Here is an 11,974-nt window from a genome sequence, read left to right on the forward strand (position 1 = left end):
AAACCTAATTCATTGGTTTAATATTGGCAAGTATGGTTCATTTGTTCCAGGATGATACCGCTATGTATCCTGATGAACACCGCCATCGTACGGAGCTGGCCTGTCACGTGACACCGGCTCGGAACCCGCGGGACGAACGAGGAGAAGGCGCACCTTTATCGGCGAGCCGCCGAAGTGAAATGACCTCACGCGCTGCTCGACCGCTTCGTCGGCCCGCGTAACACGATGGCGCAGGCGCAGACGCTCAGTCCAGGTGGCGCTTTCGAACCTTTCGATCCAGATTTCGGGATCCGCCAGATCCTGAAGCAAAGTCCATCGCCGCCCGCCGTCGCGGCGCCTTATCCTTCGCTTGGCCTCCATGGCAGCCATGAATGCGCGCGCGTCCGCCTCGCGCACCCGATATTCCACCCACGTCACCACCGGACCGGCACGCGGGTTCAGGTCGGTAGCGAGATGAGGGTCGCGGCCCCTGCGCGCCGGCGCCAGATCGAGCGACCCTGCGGCGTCGAGTTTCCATTTGAAAGCGAGCAACAGGTTCGCCATCACAGTCAGCGAGGACAGCGTTAGCGCGGCTTGGAGCCCAAAGGATTCCGCGCAATGGCCCCATAGCCAGCTTCCAATAGCCATTCCGCCAAAATTGGCCATTTGGAACAGCGAAAGCGCGCGCCCCAGCACCCAGCGCGGCGCCGACATCTGAACGGTAACATTGTATGTCGACAACACCATCACCCAGCAGCCACCCGCTACCGCCATTGAAGCGAGTGCGACCGCCAGCCAGGAACTGGTGGCGATGACGAATATCGACGCCGCCATCCCCAGGACAGCGATCGCAACGACGACCTCGTCATTGGCAGAGCGCCGTATCCGACCGCTCAAGAGCGCCGCGGCGACGGCGCCAAGGCCGAAGGCACCCATCATCAATCCGTAGGAGGCCGCGCCTAGCCCAAGCGCCTCCCGTACCACCACGGGAACCAGGGCGAGAAGTGCGCTCGACGCCGCGCCGAATGCGAGCGCCCGGACGAGGACCGATTGTATCGTAGGCGAAAGCCATGCAAAGGATATGCCTGCCGAAATCGCCGACTTCAGCGTCTCGGGCGGCAGGTCTCGCACCTGTTTCGGGGCTCGCCAATTGGCCAGCACCACCAACAGGCCGACATATGTCAGTGCATTGACGAGAAAGGCCGCCGGGGGGCCGGAAGCCGCGATGATCAGTCCACCCGCCGCGGGCCCGAGAGTGCGTGCGAGGTTGAACCCCATGCTGTTCAGCATGACCGCGCCGGGGAGGTGCTCCCTCGACACTTGCTCCCCCACCGACGCCTGCCATGCGGGCCCGTTGAACGCGCGCCCACAGCCAAGCAAGAGCGTGAGCACAAGAAGCGATGTGGGATCGACCTGGTCCAGATAGGTAATCACCGCGAGTACCGTGGCGGCCGTCAGCATGGTTAGCTGCGCCAGAAGCATCACGACGCGCCTGTTGAACAGATCGGCGACCGCGCCGGCCAACAGCGCCAGGAGAAGGACGGGCAAGGTGGACGCCGTATGGACCAGCGCAATCAGATCTGCCGAACTGGTCAGGGACGTCATGAGCCAGGCCGCCGCAACGGTCTGGATATGGCCACCCACATTCGAGACCGTATTCGCCAGCCAGATCTTCAAGAAGATACGGTGCTTAAACGGTGCGAGAGTCGATGCGAAACGGCTCATTTATGCCACGCCAGCACAGGCGCGGCATGCGTTGTTCCGGCATTCGCGCTGAAATAGCGAAAGTCCCTGCATGCAACTACCCAGCAAATTAGCGTCTTTCCTGCGCGGTGCCAAAGTCGGATTGATCGTGATCGCCGCCCAAAAGCCAAATTCGCCCTGCAATAATTCATATGTACGGATCAATAGTTTTACCTACCGACGCCTGGCTGAACTGGATCTAGCCTGCGCGGTCCGGAGTTAGCGCATAAGCCGTAAGGTGCGGGGAAGCGCCGGGAAGGCTAAGTCCGGAAAACGCCTTGGGCAATTCCCCGCAGGGCGGAGATGGCAGACATATCCGCACCCTCAGGCTCCAGCCAGGCGAAGCCGATGGTGCGGCGGCGGTCGAATGTCGCCAGTTCGACGGCGCTTACCCCGTCGATCCGGCTGGACAGCGGCGCCACCGTGATACCCAGGCCGGCACGGACCATGCGCAGAACGCGGTCGTCATTGGGCGACCGCAGGCTGAACGGAGGCCGTATGCCGTGGGAGGTGAAAAATTTGCTGGTTTCGACAAGCACTTCGCAGGAACGGCGGGCGATCATGATTTCGCCGCTGACCTCCTCTGGCGCGACGCGTCCGCGCCCTGCGATCGGATGACTGTCCGGCACCATCAAGACATAGGGTTCGTCGACCAGAGCGACGGCACCCGCTGCCTGCATCTGGCTGTCGAGGATAGTCAGGGCGGCGTCGACCTCATGATTTGACAGCGCCCGCGCAATCTCTGCCTCCCGCCCCTCCTTCACGATCAGAGGAAGTGCGTCGGGCAGTCCGAGATATTCGCAGACGATTCGTTCGACCAGCGCGGATGCGAGCGTGTCGATCAGACCCAGCCTGAGCGGTTCGGCAGGCGTCGACACCTGGCCGATCTTTTCCTCGGCAAGGCGGAATTCTCGCTGGATACGACGGGCGTGAACCAGAAAACGGCTGCCCGCCTCCGTCAGCTGGATGCGTTTCTTGTCACGGATCAGAAGCTTCGTGCCCAGTTGCCGCTCCAACTCCGCAACGCCACTCGACAGGCTGGGCTGCGTCACGTGGATAAGCTCTGCCGCGCGCGTAAAGCTGCCGCTGTCGACGACGGCGAGAAAATGGCGGATTTGAACGCGAGAGATCATAGCTTCAGTCTATACTCAACTATAATAAAATCAATTTTCTTTATGCTATAAATGCCTGTATCCAGACGGGGCGCGCATTTTTCGCGCGACGGCACATCTGGTTTCTGGAGCAAATATGCGCGCCACCCCCGAATTCGATTTCGCCCTGGGCGAGACCGCGGACATGATCCGCGAAACGACCGAACGCTTTGCCGACGAGCAGATCGCACCGCTGGCCGAGAAGGTCGATCGCGAGGACTGGTTCCCGCAGGAGCTGTGGCCGCAAATGGGCGAACTGGGCCTGCACGGCATCACCGTTCCAGAAACGGATGGCGGCCTGGGCCTCGGTTATTTGCAGCATGTCATCGCGGTGGAAGAGGTCAGCCGCGCCAGCGCAAGCGTTGGCCTGTCCTATGGCGCGCATTCCAACCTGTGCGTCAATCAGATCGCCCGCTGGGCAAATGAAGAGCAGAAGGCGAAATATCTGCCCAAGCTGATCAGCGGCGAGCATGTCGGCTCGCTCGCCATGTCGGAAACCAATGCCGGGTCCGACGTCGTCTCCATGAAGCTGAAGGCCGACAAGGTCGACGGCGGATGGCGCCTGAACGGCACCAAATTCTGGATCACCAACGCCGCCTACGCCGACGTGCTGGTGGTGTATGCGAAAACCTCCCCCGATGCGGGCAGCCGGGGCATCAGCACCTTCCTGATCGAAAAGGACATGGACGGTTTTTCCATCGGCCAGAAGATCGGCAAGATGGGCATGCGCGGATCGCCAACGGCCGAGCTGGTCTTCGACGATTGCTTCGTTCCCGACGAAAACGTCATGGGCCCGCTGAACGGCGGTGTCGGCGTCCTGATGAGCGGGCTGGATTATGAGCGCGTCGTCCTGTCGGGCATTCAGCTGGGCATCATGCAGGCCTGTCTCGACACGGTCATCCCCTATGTTCGCGAGCGCACGCAGTTCGGAAAGCCCATCGGCACGTTCCAGCTGTTGCAGGCGAAGGTCGCCGACATGTACGTCGCGCTGCAATCGGCGCGCGCCTATACCTATGCCGTGGCAAAGGGATGCGACGCCGGACAGACCACGCGTTTCGACGCGGCGGGTGCGATCCTGCTGGCCAGCGAGAATGCCTTTACCGCGGCCGGAGAGGCCGTGCAGGCGCTGGGCGGCGCGGGATACACCACCGACTGGCCGGTTGAACGCTATCTGCGCGATGCCAAGCTGCTGGATATCGGCGCCGGCACGAACGAGATCCGCCGCATGCTGATCGGCCGCGAACTGATCGGAGCAGGCTGACGTGACGGCACCGGCCCTGACCTCTGCTATCGACGTGGACGGCGCCCCGGCGCAGGCCCACAAAAGCCATAATCGCACGCTGGCCGAAGAGCTGCGCAAGAAAGTCGCGCGTGCGGCGCAGGGCGGCAGCGAGCGAAGCCGGGAACGTCACGTATCGCGCGGAAAGCTGTTGCCGCGCGAGCGGGTCGAGCGGCTGCTGGACCCCGGATCGCCGTTTCTGGAAATTGGCCAGCTGGCCGCCAACCAGATGTATGGAGACGAGATTCCGGGCGCGGGCCTGATCTGCGGCATCGGCCGTGTCGCGGGTCGGCAGGTGATGATCGTCGCCAATGACGCCACCGTCAAAGGCGGCACCTATTATCCGATGACGGTGAAGAAGCATCTGCGCGCGCAAGAGATCGCACAGGAAAACCGCCTGCCCTGCGTGTATCTGGTCGATTCCGGCGGCGCAAATCTGCCGCACCAGTCTGAGGTGTTCCCGGACCGCGATCATTTCGGCCGCATCTTCTTCAATCAGGCGAACATGTCGGCGCTGCAGATTCCGCAGATCGCCTGCGTCATGGGCAGCTGTACGGCGGGCGGCGCCTATGTGCCAGCGATGAGCGACGAAACCGTCATCGTGCGCAATCAGGGCACGATCTTCCTGGCTGGCCCGCCGCTGGTGGAGGCCGCGACCGGAGAGAAGATCAGCGCCGAGGATCTGGGCGGCGGCGATCTGCACGGCAAAACGTCGGGCGTGGTCGACCATCTGGCGGAAAATGACGAACATGCGCTGACCATAGTGCGCGACATCGTCAGCCATCTGGGCAAGCCCCACCAGCCCGATGTGGAATTGCAGGCGCCCGTCGCCCCCAAATTCGATGCGGACGACCTCTATGCCATCATCCCCGACGATGTGCGTGCCCCCTATGATGTGCACGAGGTCATCGCCAGGCTCGTCGACGGATCCGAATTCCACGAATTCAAGTCGGCCTATGGCAAGACGCTGGTATGCGGGTTCGCCCATATCTGGGGCATGCCGGTCGGCATATTGGCGAATAATGGCGTCCTATTTTCCGAAAGCGCGCAAAAGGGCGCGCATTTCATCGAACTGGCGGCGCAGCGCGGCATCCCGCTGCTGTTCCTGCAGAATATTTCCGGCTTCATGGTCGGCGGCAAATATGAGGCGGAGGGCATCGCCAAGCATGGCGCGAAGCTGGTGACGGCCGTCGCCACGGCTCAGGTGCCGAAAATCACCGTCGTCATCGGCGGCAGCTTTGGCGCCGGCAATTATGGCATGGCGGGACGCGCCTATTCCCCCCGCTTCCTCTTTACCTGGCCGAATGCCCGTATCTCCGTCATGGGCGGCGAACAGGCGGCATCGGTGTTGGCCACCGTGCACAAGGACGCCGCCGACTGGACCGAGGAAGAGGCGGAGGCGTTCAAGGCGCCCATCCGCGAAAAATACGAAGCCGAGGGCAATCCCTATTTCGCCACGGCGCGCCTGTGGGACGATGGCGTCATCGACCCGGCGCAGACGCGCGACGTGCTGGGCCTGGCCTTCGCGGCGACGCTGAATGCGCCCATTTCGCAGCCGCCGCGCTTCGGCGTTTTCAGGATGTAATCCATGCGAGCTTTTCTTGCCTTTCTGCTGATCCTGATCAGCGCGCCTGCCGCCGCGCAGGAAAACGGCGCGGAGGCCGATCGCGTCGCTGTGCTTGCGGTGATCGATCGCCTGTTCGACGGGATGGCGGCGGGCGACGGCGACGCGATTGCAGCGTTGAGCGTGCCGAGCGGCGTGATCACGGCGATTCCGCAGGCCAATGGCGAAGGGGATGACCCGCTGTCGCCCCTTGGCTGGGATGATTTTGCCGAACGCGTTGAAAATGCGCCTGCGCCCCTTCGCGAACGCATCTTTGCTCCGGAAGTCCGCATTCAGGGCGACATGGCAATGGTGTGGGCGCGGTTCGACCTGCATGTCGGCGACAATTTCTCGCACTGCGGCACGAACCTGTTCGAGCTGCTGAGGCAGGGCGGCACATGGCGCCTGTACCACGTTACCTACACACATGAGCAGACCGGGTGCGAAGCACGATGATCCAGAGCCTTCTTATCGCGAATCGCGGCGAAATCGCCTGTCGCATCATCCGCACGGCGCGCCAGATGGGCATTCGTACCATTGCCGTCTATTCGGACGCCGATGCGAAGGCGGTGCATGCGCGCATGGCCGACGAGGCGGTTCACATCGGCCCGTCACCCGCCGCCGAAAGCTATCTGATCGGCGACAAGATTCTGGACGCCGCGAAGCGCACTGGCGCCGACGCGATCCATCCCGGCTATGGCTTTCTGTCCGAAAATGCGGATTTCGCGGCGGCGGTGCAGGCCGCCGGCCTGATCTGGGTCGGCCCCAATCCCGACAGTATCCGTGCCATGGGCCTGAAGGACGCTGCCAAGAAGCTGATGCAGGATGCGGGCGTTCCCGTCACCCCCGGCTATATGGGCGAAGATCAATCGCCTGAGCGTCTGGCAAAAGAGGCCGAGGCGATCGGCTATCCCGTCCTGATCAAGGCCGTCGCGGGCGGCGGCGGCAAGGGCATGCGCAAGGTCGACAATGCCGCCGATTTTGCCGACATGCTGCAAAGTTGCCGCCGTGAAGCGCGCGCCAGCTTTGGCAATGAAGAAGTGCTGCTGGAAAAATGGATCACCAGCCCGCGCCATATCGAAGTTCAGATCTTTGGCGACAGCCACGGCAATATCGTCCACCTGTTTGAACGCGACTGTTCGCTGCAGCGTCGCCACCAGAAGGTGATCGAGGAAGCGCCCGCACCCGGCATGGACGCGGAAACCCGCAAAGCCATTTGCGACGCCGCCGTGCGCGCCGCCGCCGCAGTCGATTATGTCGGCGCGGGCACCATCGAGTTCATTGCCGACGCCAGCGAGGGGCTGAAGCCCGACCGCATCTGGTTCATGGAAATGAATACCCGCCTGCAGGTCGAGCATCCGGTGACGGAGGAAATCACCGGGATCGATCTGGTCGAGTGGCAATTACGGGCCGCGCGTGGGGAAACCCTGCCCCGCACGCAGGACCAGATCTCGATCAACGGCCATGCGGTCGAAGCACGCCTATATGCAGAGGATCCCGCCACCGGATTCCTGCCCAGCACCGGACCGCTGGACCATTTCGACCTGCCGGAACGCGATATTCGCGTCGACAGCGGTGTCGAGCAGGGCTCTGTCATATCACCCTTCTACGACCCAATGATCGCGAAGATGATCGCCCATGCGGCAAGCAGGGACGAGGCGATCAACGCCCTGAAATCGGCGCTGGGGCGCACGGCGGTCTGGCCGGTCAAATCCAATGCCGCCTTCCTGTATCGTGCGCTGGAGAACGACGTGTTCCTGGCGGGCGACATGACGACGGCGCTGATCGAGGAGGCGGGCGATACGCTGATCCCGGCGTCGGATCCGGGCGAGGACATGCTGACCGAGGCGGCACGCCGTCTGGCGGATGCTCGTACGCCTGCGGGGCGCCAAGGCCTGCGGGGATTTCGCCTGAACGCGCCGATCCGGTCTGAAATCATGTTGCAGAGCGGTAGCGAAACGTACCCCGCGACAATCGCCGCCGCGCCCGCAGATGGCGTGACGGCAGCGGCAATCGGGACGGAGACGGTCCTGGTTACCAAGGCGGGGCAAAGCTTTGCCATTGGCCTGCCCCGCGCAGGTGAAGGTGCGGCGGCGGGCGCTGGCGACGGCGCGATCCTGTCGCCCATGCCGGGCAAGGTAATTGCCATCGACGTGGCGGAAGGGGACAGCGTTACCGCCGGGCAACGCCTGCTGGTGCTGGAGGCGATGAAGATGGAGCATTCCATGACCGCCCCCTTTGACGGGACGGTAGCGGCCCTGAATGTGACGGAAGGCGGCCAGGTCCAGGTCGACGCAGTGCTGGTGCGGATCGAGGCGCCGGAAGCCTGAGCAGGCAAGCGCGCCTAACATCCCGGTTTTGCTTCAATTAGGCCTCGCGATCCGTTCACCGGCCGTGTTACGTACCCGGGCATGAGTGCGACCCGTCCCGATTTCGTATCCCGCCTGCGCCGCCATGGCGCCAAGCCAATGACGCTTTTCCAGCTAGCCAAGACCGTATGGAACGAGGCGAATTACGATAATATCAGCCTGATCGCGGCGGGTGTCGCCTTTTACAGCTTTCTGGCCTTCGTGCCGCTGATTGCGGCGACGGTGCTGATCTATGGATTGGTCGCGGACAGTCGCATGGTCCTGGAACATGGTCGGCTGCTGTTCGAACTGATGCCGCCTGACGCCGCCTCCCTGATGACGGAGCAGATGGCCGAGATCGCCCGGGAATCGAAACGGTCGCAGGGCCTGGGGCTGATCATTACGCTGTTGGTGACGATTTACGGCGCGATGCGTGGCGCTACCGCCACGATCACGGCGCTGAATATTGTGTTCGAGCTGCACGACGGGCGGGGTTTTTTTAAAAAGCTGCTGCTGGCCGCCGGCATCACGCTCAGCATGGTGGGCGCGGCAATCTTTGGCGTCGTCGCCATTGCGGCGCTGGCATTTCTGGAAAGCCTGTTGCCCGGCCTGCCGGGATGGGCGATCCTGTTGATACGCATTGCCTTTTGGATCACCGCGGGGCTGGTGGCGGCAAGCGGGATTGCGCTGGTCTATAAATATGGCCCGAATTATCAGCAGGGGCGCTGGCAGGAACTGATGCCGGGTGCGATTTTTGCGACCGTCGGATGGTTGCTGGTGACGCTGGGCTTCGGCTTTTATGTGGCGAATTTTGCCGATTACAACGCCACCTATGGCGCGCTGGGAGCTGTCGTCGCGCTGCTGATGTGGCTGTTCCTGTCAGCCTATGTGCTGCTGTTCGGGGCGGAGGTGAATTCCGTGCTGATCGGTGCGGACCCCTCAACGCCGGTACATAAGACCGCCGCCGCCAGCTAAGCGGATATTTCAGACCGATCGCGTTTCCTCGCGAGCGTAGATAGGAAAATTACGTAAGAAACAGAAAATGGTTCGCTCCCCCCATCGTCCAGGGGAAGCAAACCGGTCGCACAGCAGAAACGCGAAAAGACGCGTTTACTTGATCTTGGCTTCCTTGAACTCGACGTGCTTGCGCGCCTTCGGGTCGTACTTCCGCATGACCATTTTCTCGGTCAAATTGCGGGGGTTCTTCTTCGTCACGTAAAAGAAGCCGGTGTCCGCAGTGGACACGAGCCTGATCTTGACGGTTGCCGGTTTCGCCATGACGGCCGATCCTCTTTGCGCAGAAACAGAAAATGCGGGCTGCATTGCTGCGCCCGCGAGCATGTAGCAGTGCCAATGGCGAACTGAGCCCGCAGAGTCAAGCGGTGCTGAGTCAAGCGGTGCTGGCGTTCACGGGCGCGTCGCCCTAAGTCGCGCGCTATGTCTGATAAGCCTGCCGCCATCCGTGGCACCAACGATTTCATGGGCGAAGAGGCGGCGCGGTTCGACCACGTCGTCGATACCTTCGCGCGCGTCCGCCGCCTGTACGGCTTTCGGTCCGTGCACATTCCCGTGTTTGAACATACCGGCATTTTCGCCCGCACGCTGGGCGAGACGACCGATGTCGTTTCAAAGGAAATGTACACGTTCGAGGATCGCAGCGGCGATTCACTGACCCTGCGTCCGGAATTCACCGCCGGCATCGCCCGCGCCTATATATCCAATGGCTGGCAGCAGCATGGCCGCATGAAGCTGGCCGCGCATGGCCCGTGTTTCCGCTATGAACGTCCGCAAAAGGGCCGTTTTCGCCAGTTTCACCAATTGGACGCAGAGATATTGGCCGCGCCGGATCCGCAGGCGGATGTGGAACTGATCGCCTTTGGCCAGCATCTGATCGAGGAGCTAGGCGTTGCGGGCAATGTGACGCTGGAGCTGAACACGCTGGGCGATCCGGCAAGCCGCGCCGCCTGGCAGGCCGCGCTGCTGGAGCATTTCCAGGCGCATCGCGACGAGCTGGGCGAGGACAGCCTGCGCCGACTGGACACCAACCCCTTGCGCATCCTCGATTCCAAGAATGGGGGCGATCGACAGATCGTCGCGACGGCACCTGTCATCGACGACTATCTGACGGCGGAAGCACAGGATTTCTTTGGCGCAGTCACATCCGGGCTGGAGGCTGCGGGGGTCAATTATCGGCGGCAGGCGCGCCTGGTGCGCGGTTTCGATTATTACCGCCACACCGCTTTTGAATTCGTGACCGATGCCCTTGGCGCGCAGGGGACATTGCTGGGCGGCGGACGCTATGACGGCCTGATCGAGGCGATGGGGGGGCCGCATGTTCCCGCCGTCGGCTGGGCCGCCGGCATCGAGCGCCTGTCCATGCTGCTGGACGCGCCACCGTCCGAAAGCGTCGATGTCGCGTTCATCCCGCTGGATGACGCAGCGCGCGCGCGCGGCCAGATGCTGGTCGCGGCGCTGCGCAGGGGCGGCAGTGTTGCGGTGGAGACCTTCGCGACGGGCAATATGAAGAAGCGCATGCAGCGCGCCGACGCCAGCGGCGCGCGCCTTGCCCTGATCCTGGGTGCTGACGAACTGGCCGAGGATATGCTGCAGGTGAAGGATCTGGCATCGGGCGAACAGGTACGGATTCCGCAAGCAGAGACGGGCTTTATCGGTGGCTATCTGTCGGAACTGCGCCTGATGCGGCTGACGGGCATGGACGACGATGGACCGGATTTCCCCGCCTGGCGAACCCGCACATTGGGGGGACAGGCGCAATGAGCGAGACGCCGATCGTTCCAGAGGCGCGCATTACCGCCATTATCGCACGCCATGCAGACCTGACGGCAGCCATGGCCTCCGGCGATTTGCCGCCGGAAAAATTCGTAGAACTGTCAAAGGAATATGCCGAGCTGGACCCTGTCGCCGCAGCGGCGAAGGACGTGCGGAGCGCGCGTGAGGAACTGGCGGAATTGCAGGCACTGGCCAGCGATAGCGGCGGCGATGCCGAGATGCGCGAACTGGCCGAGGCGGAACTGGAGGCGATCCGGGAATCGCTGCCGCGGGCGGAGCGGCGGCTGGCGGTGCTGCTATTGCCGCGCGACGTCGCCGACGAGCGGTCCGCCATTCTGGAAATTCGCGCCGGAACCGGCGGCGAGGAAGCCGCCCTGTTCGCAAGCGACCTCTACCGCATGTATTCGCGCTATGCGGAAACGCAGGGTTGGAAGGTCGAGACCATGGACATGTCCGGTGCCGATGCCGGCGGCGTCAAGGAAGTCATCGCCAATGTCAGTGGCAAGGGCGTCTTCGCCAAGCTGAAGTTCGAATCGGGCGTCCACCGCGTACAGCGCGTGCCTGCCACCGAAGGGTCCGGCCGTATCCATACGAGCGCCGCGACCGTCGCCGTTCTGCCCGAAGCGGAAGATGTCGACGTACAGGTCAACGACGCCGATCTGCGTATCGACGTGTTTCGTTCATCCGGTCCCGGCGGCCAGTCGGTGAACACGACGGACAGCGCCGTCAGGATCACGCATATCCCGTCTGGCCTGGTGGTCATTCAGCAGGATGAAAAATCGCAACACAAGAACCGTGCAAAGGCGATGAAGGTGCTGCGGGCCCGATTGTTCGAGCTGGAACGGCAAAAGCTGGCCGACGCACGCGCCGGCGCCCGCAAATCCATGGTCGGTTCCGGCGATCGTTCGGAACGCATTCGCACCTATAATTTCCCGCAGGGGCGGGTGACGGATCACCGCATCAACCTGACGCTGCATCGCCTGCCGACGATCATCGAAGGCGATCTGGAAGAGCTGATCGGCGCCCTGATCGCGGAAGACGAAGCGGAACGCCTGATGGGCCTGGGCGAAGCGGGCTGAGA

10 protein-coding genes are annotated in these 11,974 nt (G+C 62.8%); 7 read left to right on the forward strand and 3 right to left on the reverse strand.

The genetic code is table 11. The features are described from left to right. Positions 1-60: 60 nt before the first annotated feature. Both ACSMXM_RS12280 and ACSMXM_RS12285 read right to left on the reverse strand, forming a co-directional pair. On the reverse strand, positions 61-1,704 hold the full coding sequence (locus ACSMXM_RS12280) for an MFS transporter (RefSeq protein ID WP_460316541.1): 1,644 nt from the start codon (positions 1,702-1,704) through the stop codon (positions 61-63). Between the two features lie 278 nt (positions 1,705-1,982). After that, positions 1,983-2,855 carry a LysR family transcriptional regulator gene (locus ACSMXM_RS12285; RefSeq protein ID WP_460316542.1) on the reverse strand — a complete coding sequence of 291 codons (873 nt, stop codon included), beginning with the start codon at positions 2,853-2,855 and terminating at the stop codon, positions 1,983-1,985. A 115-nt stretch (positions 2,856-2,970) separates the two neighbouring features. On the opposite strand from ACSMXM_RS12285, the gene ACSMXM_RS12290 reads away from it, so the two are divergent. From ACSMXM_RS12290 to ACSMXM_RS12310, 5 genes are all read left to right on the forward strand, one after another. Then, positions 2,971-4,134 (forward strand): isovaleryl-CoA dehydrogenase, encoded by a 1,164-nt coding sequence (locus tag ACSMXM_RS12290; RefSeq protein WP_460316543.1) that lies wholly within the window; start codon positions 2,971-2,973, stop codon positions 4,132-4,134. 1 nt (position 4,135) lies between these two features. Further along, positions 4,136-5,737, forward strand: coding sequence for a carboxyl transferase domain-containing protein (locus ACSMXM_RS12295; protein ID WP_460316544.1), 1,602 nt, complete (start codon positions 4,136-4,138; stop codon positions 5,735-5,737). 3 nt (positions 5,738-5,740) lie between these two features. Next, positions 5,741-6,211, forward strand: coding sequence for a nuclear transport factor 2 family protein (locus tag ACSMXM_RS12300; protein WP_460316545.1), 471 nt, complete (start codon positions 5,741-5,743; stop codon positions 6,209-6,211). Continuing rightward, complete coding sequence (locus ACSMXM_RS12305; protein ID WP_460316546.1) at positions 6,208-8,085, forward strand: acetyl/propionyl/methylcrotonyl-CoA carboxylase subunit alpha; 1,878 nt, start codon at positions 6,208-6,210, stop codon at positions 8,083-8,085. Before ACSMXM_RS12300 ends, ACSMXM_RS12305 begins: the two co-directional genes overlap by 4 nt. An 81-nt stretch (positions 8,086-8,166) precedes the next feature. Next, the gene (locus ACSMXM_RS12310) at positions 8,167-9,078 is read left to right on the forward strand and encodes a YihY/virulence factor BrkB family protein (RefSeq protein ID WP_460316548.1); all 912 of its coding nucleotides are present in this window, start codon (positions 8,167-8,169) and stop codon (positions 9,076-9,078) included. Positions 9,079-9,213: 135 nt separating this feature from the next. Here ACSMXM_RS12310 and rpmG read toward each other — a convergent pair whose 3' ends face one another. Then, the gene (gene rpmG / locus ACSMXM_RS12315; RefSeq protein ID WP_460316550.1) at positions 9,214-9,381 is read right to left on the reverse strand and encodes a 50S ribosomal protein L33; all 168 of its coding nucleotides are present in this window, start codon (positions 9,379-9,381) and stop codon (positions 9,214-9,216) included. A 159-nt stretch (positions 9,382-9,540) separates the two neighbouring features. On the opposite strand from rpmG, the gene hisS reads away from it, so the two are divergent. Further along, the gene (gene hisS / locus ACSMXM_RS12320; RefSeq protein ID WP_460316551.1) at positions 9,541-10,881 is read left to right on the forward strand and encodes a histidine--tRNA ligase; all 1,341 of its coding nucleotides are present in this window, start codon (positions 9,541-9,543) and stop codon (positions 10,879-10,881) included. Further along, a complete protein-coding gene (gene prfA / locus ACSMXM_RS12325; RefSeq protein ID WP_460316552.1) occupies positions 10,878-11,972 on the forward strand; it encodes a peptide chain release factor 1 in 1,095 nt (364 codons plus the stop codon). Before hisS ends, prfA begins: the two co-directional genes overlap by 4 nt. The last annotated feature ends 2 nt before the right edge of the window (positions 11,973-11,974 follow it).

Source organism: Pacificimonas sp. ICDLI1SI03, assembly GCF_054740865.1.